The 15695-nt window shown below is 61.6% G+C and carries 15 protein-coding genes and 2 pseudogenes; 5 read left to right on the plus strand and 12 right to left on the minus strand.

Annotated features, from left to right (window positions below; all coding sequences use genetic code 11):
• Nucleotides 1-21: 21 nt before the first annotated feature.
• The 9 genes from ACX3P0_RS14480 to ACX3P0_RS14520 form a co-directional block, all read right to left on the minus strand.
• A complete protein-coding gene (locus ACX3P0_RS14480) occupies nucleotides 22-1344 on the minus strand; it encodes an aspartate aminotransferase family protein (protein ID WP_459079976.1) in 1323 nt (440 codons plus the stop codon).
• An 18-nt stretch (nucleotides 1345-1362) separates the two neighbouring features.
• Nucleotides 1363-2031 (minus strand): cysteine hydrolase family protein, encoded by a 669-nt coding sequence (locus ACX3P0_RS14485; RefSeq protein ID WP_459079977.1) that lies wholly within the window; start codon nucleotides 2029-2031, stop codon nucleotides 1363-1365.
• Nucleotides 2028-3056 carry a branched-chain amino acid ABC transporter permease gene (locus ACX3P0_RS14490; protein WP_459089496.1) on the minus strand — a complete coding sequence of 343 codons (1029 nt, stop codon included), beginning with the start codon at nucleotides 3054-3056 and terminating at the stop codon, nucleotides 2028-2030. Before ACX3P0_RS14490 ends, ACX3P0_RS14485 begins: the two co-directional genes overlap by 4 nt.
• A gap of 7 nt (nucleotides 3057-3063) precedes the next feature.
• The gene (locus ACX3P0_RS14495) at nucleotides 3064-3954 is read right to left on the minus strand and encodes a branched-chain amino acid ABC transporter permease (protein ID WP_459089498.1); all 891 of its coding nucleotides are present in this window, start codon (nucleotides 3952-3954) and stop codon (nucleotides 3064-3066) included.
• Nucleotides 3955-3958: 4 nt separating this feature from the next.
• The gene (locus ACX3P0_RS14500; RefSeq protein ID WP_459079980.1) at nucleotides 3959-4666 is read right to left on the minus strand and encodes an ABC transporter ATP-binding protein; all 708 of its coding nucleotides are present in this window, start codon (nucleotides 4664-4666) and stop codon (nucleotides 3959-3961) included.
• Complete coding sequence (locus ACX3P0_RS14505; RefSeq protein ID WP_459089500.1) at nucleotides 4659-5393, minus strand: ABC transporter ATP-binding protein; 735 nt, start codon at nucleotides 5391-5393, stop codon at nucleotides 4659-4661. Before ACX3P0_RS14505 ends, ACX3P0_RS14500 begins: the two co-directional genes overlap by 8 nt.
• A 50-nt stretch (nucleotides 5394-5443) precedes the next feature.
• Nucleotides 5444-6616 carry an ABC transporter substrate-binding protein gene (locus tag ACX3P0_RS14510; protein ID WP_459079982.1) on the minus strand — a complete coding sequence of 391 codons (1173 nt, stop codon included), beginning with the start codon at nucleotides 6614-6616 and terminating at the stop codon, nucleotides 5444-5446.
• A 139-nt stretch (nucleotides 6617-6755) separates the two neighbouring features.
• A complete protein-coding gene (locus ACX3P0_RS14515) occupies nucleotides 6756-7403 on the minus strand; it encodes a cysteine hydrolase family protein (RefSeq protein WP_459079983.1) in 648 nt (215 codons plus the stop codon).
• A complete protein-coding gene (locus tag ACX3P0_RS14520; RefSeq protein ID WP_459089502.1) occupies nucleotides 7393-8166 on the minus strand; it encodes an N-formylglutamate amidohydrolase in 774 nt (257 codons plus the stop codon). Before ACX3P0_RS14520 ends, ACX3P0_RS14515 begins: the two co-directional genes overlap by 11 nt.
• Nucleotides 8167-8362: 196 nt before the next feature.
• Here ACX3P0_RS14520 and ACX3P0_RS14525 point away from each other — a divergent pair, with 196 nt between their 5' ends.
• Together ACX3P0_RS14525 and ACX3P0_RS14530 are read left to right on the plus strand one after the other, a co-directional pair.
• Complete coding sequence (locus tag ACX3P0_RS14525) at nucleotides 8363-9244, plus strand: MurR/RpiR family transcriptional regulator (protein ID WP_459079985.1); 882 nt, start codon at nucleotides 8363-8365, stop codon at nucleotides 9242-9244.
• Nucleotides 9234-10547 carry a glutamine synthetase family protein gene (locus ACX3P0_RS14530; protein ID WP_459089504.1) on the plus strand — a complete coding sequence of 438 codons (1314 nt, stop codon included), beginning with the start codon at nucleotides 9234-9236 and terminating at the stop codon, nucleotides 10545-10547. Before ACX3P0_RS14525 ends, ACX3P0_RS14530 begins: the two co-directional genes overlap by 11 nt.
• Before the next feature lie 34 nt (nucleotides 10548-10581).
• On the opposite strand, the pseudogene ACX3P0_RS14535 reads toward ACX3P0_RS14530, so the two are convergent.
• Nucleotides 10582-10725, minus strand: a pseudogene (locus tag ACX3P0_RS14535) (SMC-Scp complex subunit ScpB); the annotation flags it as partial.
• Between the two features lie 222 nt (nucleotides 10726-10947).
• On the opposite strand from ACX3P0_RS14535, the pseudogene ACX3P0_RS14540 reads away from it, so the two are divergent.
• Nucleotides 10948-11037 (plus strand): annotated as a pseudogene (locus ACX3P0_RS14540) (IS6 family transposase); the annotation flags it as partial.
• A gap of 186 nt (nucleotides 11038-11223) precedes the next feature.
• Complete coding sequence (locus tag ACX3P0_RS14545; RefSeq protein ID WP_459089506.1) at nucleotides 11224-11661, plus strand: hypothetical protein; 438 nt, start codon at nucleotides 11224-11226, stop codon at nucleotides 11659-11661.
• Nucleotides 11662-11685: 24 nt separating this feature from the next.
• Here ACX3P0_RS14545 and ACX3P0_RS14550 read toward each other — a convergent pair whose 3' ends face one another.
• Complete coding sequence (locus tag ACX3P0_RS14550) at nucleotides 11686-12399, minus strand: LytR/AlgR family response regulator transcription factor (RefSeq protein ID WP_459089508.1); 714 nt, start codon at nucleotides 12397-12399, stop codon at nucleotides 11686-11688.
• The gene (locus tag ACX3P0_RS14555) at nucleotides 12399-13547 is read right to left on the minus strand and encodes a sensor histidine kinase (protein WP_459089510.1); all 1149 of its coding nucleotides are present in this window, start codon (nucleotides 13545-13547) and stop codon (nucleotides 12399-12401) included. The genes ACX3P0_RS14550 and ACX3P0_RS14555 overlap by 1 nt, the downstream gene beginning before the upstream one ends.
• 199 nt (nucleotides 13548-13746) lie before the next feature.
• On the opposite strand from ACX3P0_RS14555, the gene ACX3P0_RS14560 reads away from it, so the two are divergent.
• The gene (locus tag ACX3P0_RS14560) at nucleotides 13747-15564 is read left to right on the plus strand and encodes a tetratricopeptide repeat protein (RefSeq protein ID WP_459089512.1); all 1818 of its coding nucleotides are present in this window, start codon (nucleotides 13747-13749) and stop codon (nucleotides 15562-15564) included.
• Nucleotides 15565-15695: the final 131 nt, after the last annotated feature.

Below are 15695 nucleotides of genomic sequence, written 5' to 3' on the forward strand. Positions count from 1 at the left end.
GTTGCCGCCTGTCGGCGCACGTCACCAACCTTGATATGCTTCCAATAGTGCCGGGTCGACACGGCCTGCCTCGACGTCGGAAAGCGATTGGTCGAGCAGATCGAGCCCGGCCGATGCCTCTTTTTTCGTCAGCGTCAGGGCCGGTGTGAACTCAAGCACGTTGGAACTCACGCCGACGTAGTAGACGACAAGGCCAAGTTCGAACATGCGGTAGGCTGCTAATGCTGTCTCGCGCTTTGCCGGCGCCATGCTCATGCGATCGGTGACCAGTTCGACGCCGATGGCGAGCCCGCGCCCGCGCACATCGCCGATCAGGCTGTGTTTCTGCTTGAGCCGCTCAAGGCCTTGCATCATGTGAGAGCCGACGGCGGCCGCGTTGGCGGCGAGGCTTTCGCGCTCAATCGTATCCAGGACGGCAAGGGCGGCCGCGCAACAAACCGGGTTTCCATGCACCGTCTGGAAGGAGAACGCGGCGGCATGGTTCATGATCGCCGCCGGGCCGACCGCCGCTGATACAGGCAATCCGCCGCCCAGCCCTTTGCCGAACACGACAATGTCGGGCTCGATGCCGAAATGCTGGTAGCTGTGCAGACGGCCGGTGCGCCCCAATCCGACTTTCACTTCATCCGCCACCAGCAGGATGCCGTGCTTCCGGCACAAGGCTTCAACCTTTCGGAAATAGTTCGCAGGAGGCACCACCATTCCGCCATCCGATTGAATCGGTTCGATGAACAGGGCAGCGACTTCGCGAGGCGGGACCGGACCGGCGAACAGATTTTCGAGGTGCGCGATCGCTCTTTCTTCGGCTTCGTCCCCGCCACCGTCGCGATAGGCGTTAGGGAAAGGGATCAATGTCAGCCCCTTAGACCTGACATCTCCCTGTTGTGCCGGATGGCCGGAAATTGCCATGGAACCGGCGGTTCCCCCGTGGTAGGCGCCGTCGAAAGAGATGATGCGCGATCTGCCGGTCGCAGCGACCACGGCACGCGCCACCGTCTCGTTGGCATCTGACCCGGAATGCCCGAACCAGACACGCCCGGCCGCACGCCCAGGTACAAGCGACAGCAATTTTTCGGCAAGCTCGACGGCGGGAAGATTGGCGCTCGACAGATGGCTGGCGCCGGCCTGGCTTTCTAGCGCCTTGCCGACGGCCTCCCGGACTGCCGGATGGGAGTGGCCGAGGCTGGCCGCTCCCCAGGATGCTGAAAAATCAAGCAGTTTGCGGCCGTCGTCGGTGAACAGATAGGCACCCTCGCCGCCAACTACGGCCTGGGGAAAGAAGCGCAGGAAAGACATTTTGGAGATCGAAGCGGCGTCGCGCTCGTAAAGACCCGCAACGCTCATTTTCGACCTCCGTAAGCTTCAGGCGAACAAGCCGTCGACTTCATCCAGTTGCACGACGTGGCAGTAGATCATGTTGATGACCTCGATTTCATGCTGGTGCAGTTCCATCGTCGCTGCCGCCGCGCAATCCTCCACCAGGACCACGCCAAAGCTTTCGTCGGCAAGGCTGCGAATGGTCGAGGAAACACACTGGTCGGTGAAGATGCCGGCGCAGATGACGTCTTTTATGCCCATATTTCGCAGGATCAGCCGCAGATTGGTGCCGGTCAGCGCGCTGTCGGTGGTCTTGATGATGTTGATCTCATCGCCCAGCGGCGCAAGTTCCGGGACGATCTGGCCATCGGCTCGATCTTTCGGCAGCAGCAGATAGTTGAAGCCCGGCTTCTTCTGGCTGAGCGAACGGTCGCGGCCGTCATCCTTGTGACAGCCGATGCGCGCATAGATCACCTCGACGCCACGCTTGCGGCAGTCGGCGATCAGCTTGGCGGTATTGGGAATGACCGTCTGGCGCATGCGGTCGTAGAAGGGCTGCCAGCGCGCGGTTTCCTCGGGCGTGTCCTTGGGCTCGAGATAGGTGTTCTGGATGTCGATCACCAGCAGGGCCGTAGCGCTCGGATCGAGGTCCAGATCGTCGGGCTCTTCGGCATTGGCGTAGTAGAAGGACCTGTTGGCAGTCTTCCAGTTCATGATGGATTCTCCGTCTTGGTCTTCTTGCGCGTCAGCAAGGCGCCGATTTCGCGCGTTGGGAACAGGCCGCCTGGGCGGAGCGAAAGCACTGCGATCATGGCGAGCGCCAATACGATCTCGGTGAGGCCGATGACCGGGCCGGGCATGAACTTGGCGTCGTTGAGCACAATCTCGAACCCACGCAGGCTTTCATAGGCGATGGTGACGATGAAGGTGCCGACGACAGCCCCCGTCACCGTGTTGGCGCCGCCGATCACCAGCATGCTGAGGATCAGGAAAGTCTCCTTCAGGTAGAAGGATTTTGGCGAGAAGGAGGTGATGAAGTGCCCCCACAGCGCGCCGCCGATGCCGGCAAACAGGGCGGCCAGAATGAAGGCGCGCCAGCGCAGCCGGGGAATATGCGCACCGAGAGCAGCGGCCGCCGTCTCGTCGTCACGGCTTGCCCGCAACAACCGCCCGGTGCGCGATTCCTTGAACGCCAGCGCGCCGATGACCGCGAGGATGGCGACCCCCGCCGACAGCGGCAGGTCGGTGGCGCGCGGCAGGCCGAACAGCGTGCGCGGCCCGTTGGTCACCTGACTCCAATGCGTCATGACCGTGTAGAGCACGACCAGCAGCGCAAACGAGGTGATGACCGCCGCCGCATCGGAAAGGCGCATCAGCGGATAGGACAGCACGGCGGCAACAAGCGCCGCCATCAGTCCGCCGGCCGCGATCGCTACATAGGGAGAAAGTTCGACGCCCTGCAGGACGGGGTAGATATCGGGCAGCGCCATGCCCTTCATCTGCGCCGGGATGGTCAGCACGGCCGACGTATAGGCGCCGACGCCCATGAAGCCGATATGCGCGAAGGACAGGATGCCGGAATTGCCCATGAACACCTGCAGCCCGATCACCAGTACCAGCGAGATGCACAGATTGGTGGCGATGCGGTCGTAGAGCCGGATGCCCAGGAATTGCGCCAGCAGCGCCAGCAGGACGATCATTCCCGCCAGGATGACTGCGGTGAGAAGATGCTTTTTCATCGGGCCCTCACGTTCTCTGGCCCGTTGCCGGACCTTTTATGAGGCCGTCCGGCCGCCACAACAGGATCAAAATGACGAGGCTGAAGGTGAAAGCGTCGCGGAATTTCAGCAGTTCCTGCGACAGGGTGTAGTTCAGCGTCGTGTCAATCAGGGCAAGCAGGAAGCCGCCGATCACCGCGCCCGTCATCGAGCGCATGCCGCCAATCACGGTGGCGATGAAGGCGACCAGCAGCGGCTCCAGCCCGATGCCGGGAACGACAGTGCCTATGCGCCCGATCCACAGCAGGCCGACGACGCCGGCCAGAAAGCCGCTGATCGCGAAGGCGGATGAGATGATCAGGTTGGCCGGCACGCCGAGCATGCGGGCCATGGTGAAGTTGGTGGCGGCGGCGCGCATGGCGATGCCGAGCACGGTTTTCCGCATCAGCAGGGCGAACAGGCCCAGCATGACAAACGCCGTAACGATGGTGATCAGGTTTCGGATCGGCGTGATGGCGCCGAAGATGGTCACCGTCTGCGAGAATATGTCCGGAAGCGGCACCGCGCGCGGGCGCGGCGAGATGAACAGCAGCGCTGCATTCTGAAGCAGCGTGGAGAAGGCGAAGGACGTGATCAGCACGGCGGTGACCGACTTGGCGCGCACCGGGCGGAACGCGACATAGTCGGTAGCGATGCCGGCCAGCACCGCCATCAACACGGCAACAGCGGCCATCACCAGCCAAGGCAGGCCGGAGCCACCCATCAGGAACATGGCATAGCCGGTGACCATGATGAGTTCGCCATAGGCGAAGTTCACCAGCTTGAGGATGCCGTAGACGATGACCAACCCTAGCGCCATCAGCGCATAGGCGCCTCCGAGGCTGAGCACGTCGATGAGGAACTGGACGGTGAAGGTCACGCTCTCATTCCCCTAGATACAGTGCGCCGAGATCGGTGGTCGCAGCGATCTCTTTCGCGCTACCGCTTGCGGCGATCTTGCCGAGACGCATCACATAGGCCCGGTCGGCGACCGACAGCGCCTTGGACGCATTCTGCTCGACCAGAACGATGGTCAGGCCCGATTGCTTGAGCGTCCGTATCATTTCGAAAATCTGCTCGACAACCACCGGCGCGAGGCCCAGCGAAGGCTCGTCGAGCAACAGCACCTTCGGCCGGGACATCATCGCGCGGGCGATGACCAGCATCTGCTGCTCGCCGCCGGAAAGCGTTCCCGCCGGCTGCGAAGCCCGCTCGGCCAGCCTTGGAAAAAGGTCCAGCATGCGTGTCCGGTCTTCGGCGACGCCGGCCGTGTCCTTGCGGCGGACATAGCTGCCGAGCGTCAGGTTTTCCTCGACCGTGAGATCGGGAAACACGTCGCGCGTCTCGGGCACCGTGGCAACGCCGGCGCGCACCATCTTTTCGGGATTGGCGGACGTCATATCCTGGCCTTCCAGCCGGATGGAGCCTCCAAAAACCTTCAGCGCACCGGCAACGCACATCAATGTCGATGATTTGCCGGCACCATTGGCGCCGAGGATTGCAACAAGCTCACCCTCGGCTGCCTTGAACGACACGCCGCGCACGGCGCGTATCGCGCCATAGCGGACTTCGAGATCGTTGACCTCAAGCATGGGCGGCCTCCGAGCCGAGATAGGCTTCGATCACCGCCGGGTTCTTGCGCACCTCGTCGGCCTTGCCTTCGGCGATGGTGCGACCGGAAGCCAACACATGAAGCCGGTTGCACAGCCGCATCATCAGGCTCATGTCGTGATCGATGATGAGCAGCCCGAGGCCACGGGCGCGGGGCAGTTCCGAAAGGATATGCAGCAGCGTCTCGGACTCCGCCTCGTTCATGCCGGCCGCCGGTTCATCGAGCAGCAGGAAGGCCGGATCGGCGGCGAGCGCCCTGGCGATTTCGACGCGGCGCTTGTCGCCATAGCTGAGGCTTGCCGCGAGATCGTCGGCCTTGTCTTCCAGCGAGAATTCCGCCAGCAGCGTTTCGGCCCTGCGGCGCGCCTCGCGCAGGCCGATGCCGTGCGCCAGTGCGGCGCATTCCACGTTCTCGACGATCGTCATGTTGTTGAACAGGCGCACGATCTGGAACGAGCGGTTGATGCCCTTGAGCGCGATGCGGCGCGGCGGCAGGCCCGAAATCTGTTCGTCGCCCAGCGTCACCCGCCCGCCGGCGAGCGGCACCTGGCCGGTAATGGCGTTGATCAGGGTCGTCTTGCCGGAACCGTTGGGCCCGATGAGCCCGACGATTTCAGCCGGGTACAGCGACAGCGACACATTGTCGAGCGCGCGCAGTCCGGAGAACTCGACCGAGACGCCGGCCGCGTTAAGCGATTTTTGGGACATGGACCGATCCATTGAAGGATGCCGGGGCGCGAGGCCCCGGCATCTGAAGGTCAGGGAGCCGGAACGCTCTCCGGACGACGCCAGCCGACGAAGCTGGGCTTGCCGCCCTTGAGTTCGATCAGCACGGCGGCCTTGTCGGGCGCGTGGCCTTCTTCGGCCGTGCCGTAGTTCAGATCGCCGGTCAGGAGCTTGAACTCGCCGTCTTCCAGCGCCTTGGCGACCGCATCGCCGTCGGTGCTGCCGGCGGCCGTGATCGCCTGCGCCATCATCATGATCGTATCCCAGCCGGTCGAGACGAAGGACGTATCTGGCGCCTCGCCATGCAGCTTGGTGTAGAGTTCGATGAATTTCGGCATGTCGGGATGCGCTTCCGGGCCCATCCAGGTGTGCGTGACGAAGAAGACGTTGTTGCCGAATTTTTCGCCAAGCGCCTCATGCATTGCCGGGTCGTCATAGGCGTCGCCGCCCATCACCGGCGCGTCGTATCCGACTTCACGCAAGGCGCGGATGATCGCACCGATGTCCTGGCCGTAGGACGACAGGAAGATCACGTCCGGCTTCTTGCCGAGCGCCTGCAAGCGCGCGATCTGGGCCGAGAAGTTGTTGTCGCCGTTGGTATAGGTATCCTCGAGCAGGATCTCGCCGCCATCCGCCTTGAACTGCGCGACGAAATATTTCGACAGCGACTTGGTGTAGGCGATGAACTGGTCGGTGACGACATAGGCCGTCTTCCAGCCCTTTTCCTTGAGCGCGAAATCGGCGGCTACCGCGCCCATCGTCGTGTTCCACATGGAAAGCGTGAACTGCTTGTCGCCAAGCGACCACGAAGAGTAGAGCGGATCGGAGGCGCAGGTGGAGATGCCGACGATGCCGGCCGACTGTGCTTCGCGGCTGGCAGGTCCGCCAAAGTCGAAGTCGCACGGCGCCATGATGAGCTGCGCGCCCTTGTCGATCAGTTCGACGGCGACGTTGCCGACCGTGACCGGGTCCGACTTGCCGTCGATGTTGATCAGCTCGACCTGCTTGCCGAGGATGCCGCCATTGTCGTTGAGGTATTTGACCGCGACTTCAGCGCCCTTCAGTGCCGGCGTGTCGAGCGGTGCCTGCACGCCGGTCAGCGACATGGCGCCGCCAATGATGATCTTGTCGTCTGCCGCATGGGCGGCCGATGCGAGCAGCAGCAAGCCTGCCGCCGCGCCAAGGATGGCTTTCGTTGTTCTCATGATACTCACTCCCCTTCTCGTTCGTTATCGTAGAACAATGGATGCTGCCGTTCCAAACCTCGACGGAGTGCCCGTCCTTAAAGCTGGCAGCGACGCTTTTATTCCCCCTTTGAAGCCAATCCTCTCCCGGATTTGGCGTTCAGGATATCTCCTCTATCAAGACGGCGGTATCGACCTGTCGGCAATAGCCCTTGATGGTTCTCAACGAGTTGTCGTGGCGTTCGTCGCTGTAGGTGGCGCAGGCATCGGGAACCAAGGTCACCAGATAGCCGAGGTCGCAGGCGTCGCGCACCGCGGATTCGACGCACTGGTCGGTCACGATGCCCGAAATCACCAATTGCTTGACGCCCAGATTCCTCAAGAGATAGTCGAGATGGGTCGATATGAAAACGCTGGACGAGCTTTTCGGCAGCACGATCTCGTCGTCGCCCGGTGCAAGCTCGTCGATGACCTTGCCGTCATGCGAGCCCTTCGGCACGTTGAAGCCGGTGATCTTGTAGTCGAGGCTGCGGTCGCGGCCATCCTTGGTCAGGCTCTCTATGGTGGTGTAGAGCACTTCGATGCCGGCACCGCGAAAAGCTGCCTGAAGCTTCTGCATGTTGGGAATGGCGGTTTGCTCGAGACGGTTGAAATAGTAGGCGTATTTGCCTTCCATCTCCGCCTCGGAAACATCCTTGAATTCGCCGCCGTCGCGCCTGGCGGCGAAATTCTGGACGTCGATGAACAGCAACGCAGACGTCTTCGGGTCCAGCGGAATCTCGCGTGAGGTCGGGAAATCAATTGCCACTGTGGCGGCCTTTCTCATTCGGCGTCACGGTCAGCAGCGCATCCGACACAAGCCGCGCCCAGTTTTCCTGCCCCTTTTGCCGGGCGATCTGATCGTTGCGTATTTCGAGGAGGAGGTGTGGAATCCCACGCGCTTCCCCGTGAACCGGAACCACATAATCCGACTGGTCGTCAACGCTATAGGGCCGGTTGTGAGCAATAGATATGTCGGGATTGGCGGCCACGAAGGCCGTCATGAATTTCTCGGCGAAGCTGCGGTCCCTGTTCGACAGCAGCCCGATCAGCCATGGCCGATCGATGCCCGCCATGCGCGGCGTGAAGCTGTGCACGGAAATCACGACCGCCGGGTTTCCCGCATCCCTGCGCTTATCCAGAAAGTTTCCGACCGCGCGATGGAAGGGCTGGTGGATTTCGAAAAAGCGCTGCTTGCGCGCAGTCTCGGAGAGCTGGCGATTGGCCGGGATGGGCGTCCCGTCGCTGATCTCGGGAAAACAATCCTCAGCTTCGAAAGGCCGATTGCAATCGACAACAAGCCGGCTGTAACGCTGCAAAAACAGGGGTGCATCGAGAAGCGCCGACATGGCGCGCGCGAGATTTTCGGCGCCGATGTCATAGGCGATGTGGCGATCCATTTCCGCGGCATTGATGCCGAGGTCGCCCAGGCATCGGGGTATGGCGCGTCCGGCATGTTCGCAGGTCAGCACGAAGGGCGACGCACCCGACAGGTTGACGGCCTCGACCGGCGCCATTTCGGCGCCGCTCAACAAAGGGCTGTCTTGCTGTAGTGTCTGCAACATCGCCTCAGCTTCACGGCTTGCGCCCGCTTTGTCCACAGCCTCGAATGGATGAAATATTTCAACCAAAGTCAATTACATGTTTCAGTTTGACCAATAATTTTCATTGTGGGAGTAATGCGGGCTCCAGCGTATCCGAAGCGCAAACCCTCGATTGACATCGCCGATGACCGTCCGCGCCACGATAATTGAGATGATGGCCCTGTTCACCGCCAGCGAGCGGAAGATCGCCAATGCGATCCTTGCGGATTATCCGTTCGCCGGCTTGCATACGATACAGGAACTGGCCGGCCGAACCGGCGTCAGCGCGCCATCGATCACCCGCTTCGTCGCCAAGGCCGGCTTTGGCGGCTATCATGATTTCCAGCGCCAATTGATCGGCGAGTTGAAGGAAAGCCAGCTTTCCCCGCTCGATCTGAAGAGCGACGCAGGCCAGACGGCGCCGGAGGGGTTTCTGGCCGAATATGCCGGCCGGCTCGGCCAGATTTTGCAGGAGATGGCCCAGAACGGCCCATCAGGGCAGTTCGACGCGGTCTGCAGGCTGTTGGCGGACCCGACGCGCAACATCTTCATCCTTGGCGGACGCATCAGCGACAGCCTGGCGACCTATCTTTCGGTGCATTTGCGCCAGATCCGCGGCCGGGTCGAGCATCTGCCCAGCGCGCACGAACTCTGGCCGGAATATGTGCTGCGCATGCGCAAGCAGGACGTGGTCGTGCTGTTCGATTTCCGTCGCTATCAACCCGACATCGCCATGCTGGCCGAAACCATCCACCAGAAGCGGAAATCCTCGATCATCCTGATCACCGACAAATGGATGTCGCCGGTCGCCCGTGACAGCGACATCGTCGTCGCCTTGCCCATCGTCTCCGGCACGGCTTGGGATACGGCGGTCTGCGTGCTCGCCCTTATGGAGGCCCTCATCGTGAAGGTCTCTGAAGCAGACTGGACCGCCACGCGCGAACGTATTGAAGCCTGGGACGCCGTGCGGCTGAATTCGCCCGGTGCCGGGCCGGAAAAAGGGAGTTCGAAGCTCGATGAAGCGTGAAGAAATGGTGGTCGCCTGCACCAGCGACCTGGCTGGCAAAGTCCGGGGCAAGGCATTTCCCGCATCGCAGTTCGACAAGCGACTTTCACGCGGCATCGGCTGGACGCCGACCAATGTTCAGATCACTTGTTTCGACTCCATCGCCGAGAGCCCGTTCGGCTCGCTTGGCGACCTGACGCTGATCCCCGACCCGGCGGCACGCGTACGCGTCGAGTTCGGGGATGACGGGCCGGTCGAACACTTCGCCATCGGCAACATCCTGCACACCGACGGCAGGCCCTGGGAATATTGCACGCGCTCTATCCTGAGCGCTGCGTTGCAGAGGCTTGAGCGGGTCACCGGGCTGACCCTGTTCGGGGCGTTCGAGCATGAGTTCCAGTTCAAGAACCGTCCGAGCCCGCCGGGCGACGCGTTTTCGCTGGCCGGATTTCGCTCCGAGCGCATTTTTGCCGAGGCGTTGATCGCAGCGATGCGCCAGGCGGGCGTCGCGCCCGATACCTTCATGAAAGAATTCGGCACGGGCCAGTACGAGGTCACGATGGGTCCGCAGCGCGGCGTCACCATCGCCGACCATTCGCTGATCACCCGCGAAATGGTGCTTTCCGTCGCCGACCGTCTCGACCATACGGTCACCTTCACGCCGATTCGCGATCCGGCAGGCGTCGGCAATGGCGTGCATATCCATATGAGCTTTCTGTCGGCCGACGGGACGCCAGCTACCTACGAACCCGCCGGCAGGCACGAACTGTCGAAACCGGCCGGGCAGTTCGTTGCCGGTATCCTGAAATATCTCGACTCGATCGTGGCGATCACCGCGCCAAGCGTGGTGTCTTATCTGCGGCTGACGCCGAACCGCTGGAGTGCGGCGTTCAACAATCTTGGCTACCGCGACCGCGAGGCATCCGTGCGCATCTGCCCGGTGTCCGATCTCAGCGATATTGCCAAGGCGTCGCAGTTCAATTTCGAATTCCGCGCGGCGGACGCAACCGCAAGCCCCTATCTGCAACTGGCTGCACTCGTTCATGCCGGGGTGCAGGGCATCGAGGAGGGGTTGGAGCCGCCGGACGCGACGCAAGACGACCTATCGCTGCTCGATGCCGAGGCTCTATCTGCGCGCGGTTATGTCCGCCTACCACAGACGCTTGGAAGCGCGCTGGAACGGTTCGAAGCGAACGATGTTGTGAAAAGCTGGCTTCCGCAGGGGTTCTCCGAAACCTACGTCAAGCACAAGAAGGGTGAAATCGCCTTCCTTGAAGGAAAAACGCAGGAGGAAATCCTCGCCGCCTATGAAGGCGTTTACTAAAGGTATTGGTATCGACCAAAGCTTTGATGACAGCGCTGCAGTGGAAGCCATGAATGACGCGCTTGAGCAGGTCGCACGTGACGGGTTCGGGCGAGGCGAAGATGACGGCCTCGACGCGCGTCATCCATTCGCGCCAGCGCAGTTCAGGCGGCAATCCGTCGAGTTCGGTATCCAACAGGACAGCCCTTTCGCGGGGTTCTTCTCTATTCGGCGTGTTGAGGTCAAGCGCTTTCGGGCTTTCCGCTCGGCTGGTGATTAACGTCTTTCGCGGCCCCTAGCTTCTCTTCGGGATCGACTCTTTGGCCCTCCCATTATGGGATCAGTAGAATGAGGCGGCCCAATCTGTTGCGCGTCCTGATCGCGATGGTGCGACCGATACAAGAACCCAAGCGAACTCACCTCGGCTTTTCGCAATCTGTTCGTCCCGCCCCGTTCAAAACGCTCTGCTCTCGCCATCCACATTCACCGCCTGCAGGCGATGGCGGAATAAGAACTTGCTTGAATTGGGCGCCACCGGGATCGGTGCAATCATTTTCAGATAACGTGACAACACCCGCTTCAATTGTAGAGAGAGCAGCATTGCCGTCGAGGGTCGTTGTTACAGTAACGTACTCCAATCGGCAGTTCAGAGTGGGATTGTGCCATCGGTGCCTATCATCGGGGTCGGGAAGAAGCCATGCATGCCATCAACGCTTTCGTCGACCGGACCATCAAGTGGTTTCTGATCCTATTCGGGCTGGTCACATGCGCGACGCTGCCGCTTGCGTTCGACATCGGTGCGATCACGTCACTCCTCGGCGGCTTCGTCGATTACACACCCTCCAGCGTACCGGTCCTGCGGCATTGGGGTCTCATGGTGTTTTGCATCGGCGCCATGATGGTTGTCGCCGCGTTTCGTCCATGGCTGCGCTTCGAGACGATGCTGTTCAGCGCTGTCGAAAAGAGCCTTGTCGTCTATCTTTTTCTCACCAATCTCGGTGAGCCGTGGATAATGGGCTACCTTCCGGCCTTTCTCGCCGACGCGACGATTGTCACCTACAGTATCGTCTACTTCATAAGCGAGCGGGGCAGGCCCAGGCGATGGACGGCGGCAGGCGGCGCGCCTACGGCATAGCCTTCCTTTTGAAGCACGTTTCGATCAATGGGCAGGAAGGTAGCGCAGCAGGCGCCGGGTGGGCGTGCGCCCCAGCACGACCGGCTCCAGCTTGCTGCCGAACGACACGACCGATCGGCCGCCATCATGGGCGGCGACGTTCTCCACATGATCGAGGTTGAAAAGCAGCGAGCGGCTGACCCGCACGAATGGCGGCTCGGCAAGCTCGGCCTCGAAGCCTCGGAGCAAGCGGCATACGAAATGATTGTGGCCGTTGGCCATCAGGATGCGGGTGAAATCACCCTCGGCCATCAGGAGCGCGATCTTGTCGACGGGCACGATAGCCGAACGGCCGGGCAGCCTGATGTGGACGCGTTGCGGTTGATCCGGATGGACTGAACGATCCCGGCCTGCCTGCTCTTGAAACCGCCGTATTCGTTCCAGGGTGACCGATAGCCGGTCTTCATCGACCGGCTTCAGGAGGTAGTCGAGCGCAGCGACATCAAATGCCTGCGGCGCGTAGCCACTGTGCCCCGTGACGAAGACGATGGCCGGCCCCGGTTCTATCTGATCCAAAAGGTCGAAGCCGCGCCCGTCGCCAAGCTCGACATCCAGAAAGATGGCATCCGGTTTGAGTGCGTTGGCCAGTTGGCACGCGGCGGCGATCGAATCCGCTTCGCCGACGATCTCGGTGTCCGCGTTCATGTTTATGATCCGCTTCAGGCCACGGCGTGCGCGCGGTTCATCATCGACCAGCATCAGGCGTAACATGCGTTCCCCCATAGCGTCAGTCTTACAACCACCTCTTCCCCTGCCCGGTTGATGGTCAGCCTATGGCGGTCGGGATAATGCAGTTCCAATCGGCGTCGGGTATTGGCAAGACCGACTGCCGGCCGGTCCCGGCTGTGCCACTTCAACTGACCGGAGTTGCGGATTTCCACCGCAAGTTGCGTACCGCGTCGTTCGGCTGTAACCGTGATGGCAAGATGCCCGTTGGCGGTGGCGAGGCCATGTTTGACCGCGTTTTCGACAAGCGGCTGCAAGACAAGGTGGGGAACCCAGGCTTCCTCGATATTCGGGTCTACATCAAACTTATAATCCAGCCGGCTTTCGAACCTCAGTTCCTGGATGCGTAAATAATTGTGCACCGCTTCCAATTCCTCGGCCAGGGAGCACAATCGCTGGTCATGATGAGCGAGAGAGTAGCGCAAATAGGCTGCCACGCGCTTTGTCATCTCAAGCGCTATATCGGGTGATTCCGGAATCTCCATCGCCACGATATTCAGGGCGTTGAACAGGAAATGCGAATCCAGCTGCGAACGCAGCCGGTTCAATTCGGCGTTGAGGGCAGCTTCTCGTGCCTTGCCGCGTTGGAACCGCGCCGTGCGCGCATCGCCTTCGGCGTTGATCCATAGATAGGCAAGCGACCATCCCATGAACACCAGCGCATAATAGACGGCAGGGACGACAAGCTTGCTGGAAACCAGGTTGGGATCGTTCTGCGGCAGCATCGTCGTCTTGATAGCATCGGCAACCAGCATCTGGCCCAGGCCGGCAAGAACCGACAACACCAGCGCAACCGCGACGACCATCAGGGTTACACCGCGCCTGATGCGGTTCCGGAAGACCGAGTGGGCCATGGCGGTCAACGAAAACCCGATGGGTTCGAGAACAGCCGTCAGCATCAGGGCAAGCGGCAGATCTTCGAAGGCGATGATTCGGCTGACGAAGCCGAACACCGCACCGAAAAGCCAGCCGGCGGTTTGCGCCCGCCAGAACGAACCCAATGTTCGTTCCAGGCTCATATTGGGGAGGGCCACAGGTTCGCGCGTTGAAATCTGGGCACGTGTGTTGCGGACAGTGACCGGATGCGACCCTTGCTGTTCGGGATCGGCAACGACGCTCATTGTACCCCCCCTGGCGCGGCAGCCGCTCCAACCGCCACTTCATCGACTTAATCGACCCTCTGGTCGAACAGGATATGTCGGCACACCGTCCGCCGTGCCACCTTGTGGACGCGACTGCACGGCAACGCCTAGCATGGACCAGCCGAATGACCAAATCGCAGAGCAGGGTAAGGTATTGAAGAGAAAGCTTAATTAGCAAATGTTTTGGGAGCAGGAAACGCCTGGCCGGCTTCATTTGCGCCTGGTCAAAATGGGAAGGGGACCGCCACGCGAGCGGATAGCCGCCGAAGGGGTGCAGTCGTTCTTCGACGGTAAGCCGAGGGATTCGCCGGTTTCCGCAGAGGAGACGTTGGCGGAACTGGAGCGGGTGCTGACCGATCCCAGGTTTCGCTCATCCGAACGGAACAAACGCTTTTTGCGCTACGTCACGGAAAAGGTGCTCGAGGGCGCTACCGACAAGATCAAAGCCTATTCGGTCGCCGTGGACGTTTTCGGCCGACCAACGGATTTCGATCCGATAATCGACCCCATCGTGCGGATAGAAGCGATGCGGCTCCGCTCCTCACTCTCTCATTATTACGAAGTTCACGGGCAGCAGAGCTTGCTTCGCATTGATCTGCCCAAGGGCGGGTATGTGCCCACGATCAGCAGGCGGCACCCTTCGCCGGTGCCTGTGACCCCGGCCGTCGACAAGGTGGTCACTGTTGCCGGCATTTCGGATGCCGTATCCGGGCAAGGGCACTCTGCGCATGCGGCAAAACTGTTTCGAGGACTTGCGGCTGCACTGATCGCAGGCGGGGTTGCACTGGCCGGGGTTGCCTTGTGGCAATTTCTGACGCCACGGGGGGGCGCACTATCGGAAAGACCCCGAACCATCCTGACTGTCACGGCAAGCGGCGACGAAACCGCCGAAGCCGCGCGAGATCTCAAAGAGGCCTTGCTTGTTGCTATGTCCCGGTTCCAGACCGTCACGATTGTGGACGGGACCGATGCTCAGGTCCAGCTTGACAATGCGCCAATGGCACCTTCAACCCGGGCGTTCGAGGCCGCCTACCAGATCGCTGTGGACTATCGCTCGCAGTCGCCGCAGCAGTCGCTCTGGTGGCAGGTCGGCGACCGCCACGGCGGCGGGGTCCTCCTATCGCGTGTCGAACCGATACCGCAGCAGGCGGAAGACCGGGACCGGATGGTGGCGCGGCTGGCGAATCGCATTGCCGGCCTGCGGGGAACGATCAGCAATTCCGAGTTGCGCAGGGATTATGCCGCGCCGACCTTGGGCAATGGGTGCGTCCTGCGTGCCTATCGGGCGCTGCATTCACCCGATCCGGCAACGCTGCGAACGGCGAAAGCCTGCCTCGAGCAAACCATCAAGATTCAGCCGGGCAACGCCGCCGCCCATGCCGCCCTTTCCCGGGTGCTGCCGATGCTCGATCCCGTGCAGCCTTCCGGTGATCTGGCCAGGCGTGCCCTCAACCTGGCCAACACGGCGACCGTTCTCGCACCCAGTTCGGCCGGTGGCGCCCTAGCGCAAATGGAAGCGCTATTCCGTCTCGGCCATACCGACGCCGCGATCAGGGCTGGCCGCCGCGCAATGGCGTTGAATCCGTACGACCACGACGCCGCGGCCGCCTTTGCCGGTGTGCTGGCGCTTACCGGGCGTTGGGACGACGCGATACCGCTTGTCGAGAAAGCGCGCGATCTCGCGGAAACGGCGGGCCCCGAAATTCATGCCGTATTGGCCATGGATGCCTATCGGCGCGGAGCCTATGAGGAGGCGCTCGCCCATCTTGTACAAAGCAATCCGGCGTCTTGCTGCGTAGTCGGCATCCTGCATCTCGCGACACTAGGGCAGCTTGAAGCACAACCGGCCGCACAGGTAGCAGCGGCCTCGCTGCAGAGGGCGGGCTTGGGGTCGGAGGCTTCGTTTCGCAGCTACATGACGGGACGCCACTTCGATCCCACCTTTGTTTCGCTGCTGCAGGACGGTATTTCCAAAGCCGGATTGCCCATCCAATAGCGATCAAGACCAAAGCCGCGCCTCGCTGCCCGGCAAGGCTATAGTGACTGTGAAGCCCGCCCGAAGCGCCTGCCGAGCCCCCCGGCTTGTTACAGTAACGTACTTCAGGTTCGGCGTTTCATCACAGCACC

Source organism: Mesorhizobium sp. A556 (assembly GCF_054489545.1).

What these genes read in the sequence shown, in the direction of transcription:
- ACX3P0_RS14480 (WP_459079976.1), bottom strand. Translation starts at nt 1,344, where the DNA reads ATGAGCGTTGCGGGTCTTTACGAGCGCGACGCCGCTTCGATCTCCAAA.
- ACX3P0_RS14485 (WP_459079977.1), bottom strand. Translation starts at nt 2,031, where the DNA reads ATGAACTGGAAGACTGCCAACAGGTCCTTCTACTACGCCAATGCCGAA.
- ACX3P0_RS14490 (WP_459089496.1), bottom strand. Translation starts at nt 3,056, where the DNA reads ATGAAAAAGCATCTTCTCACCGCAGTCATCCTGGCGGGAATGATCGTC.
- ACX3P0_RS14500 (WP_459079980.1), bottom strand. Translation starts at nt 4,666, where the DNA reads ATGCTTGAGGTCAACGATCTCGAAGTCCGCTATGGCGCGATACGCGCC.
- ACX3P0_RS14505 (WP_459089500.1), bottom strand. Translation starts at nt 5,393, where the DNA reads ATGTCCCAAAAATCGCTTAACGCGGCCGGCGTCTCGGTCGAGTTCTCC.
- ACX3P0_RS14510 (WP_459079982.1), bottom strand. Translation starts at nt 6,616, where the DNA reads ATGAGAACAACGAAAGCCATCCTTGGCGCGGCGGCAGGCTTGCTGCTG.
- ACX3P0_RS14525 (WP_459079985.1), top strand. Translation starts at nt 8,363, where the DNA reads ATGACCGTCCGCGCCACGATAATTGAGATGATGGCCCTGTTCACCGCC.
- ACX3P0_RS14530 (WP_459089504.1), top strand. Translation starts at nt 9,234, where the DNA reads ATGAAGCGTGAAGAAATGGTGGTCGCCTGCACCAGCGACCTGGCTGGC.
- ACX3P0_RS14545 (WP_459089506.1), top strand. Translation starts at nt 11,224, where the DNA reads ATGCATGCCATCAACGCTTTCGTCGACCGGACCATCAAGTGGTTTCTG.
- ACX3P0_RS14550 (WP_459089508.1), bottom strand. Translation starts at nt 12,399, where the DNA reads ATGCTGGTCGATGATGAACCGCGCGCACGCCGTGGCCTGAAGCGGATC.
- ACX3P0_RS14555 (WP_459089510.1), bottom strand. Translation starts at nt 13,547, where the DNA reads ATGAGCGTCGTTGCCGATCCCGAACAGCAAGGGTCGCATCCGGTCACT.
- ACX3P0_RS14560 (WP_459089512.1), top strand. Translation starts at nt 13,747, where the DNA reads ATGTTTTGGGAGCAGGAAACGCCTGGCCGGCTTCATTTGCGCCTGGTC.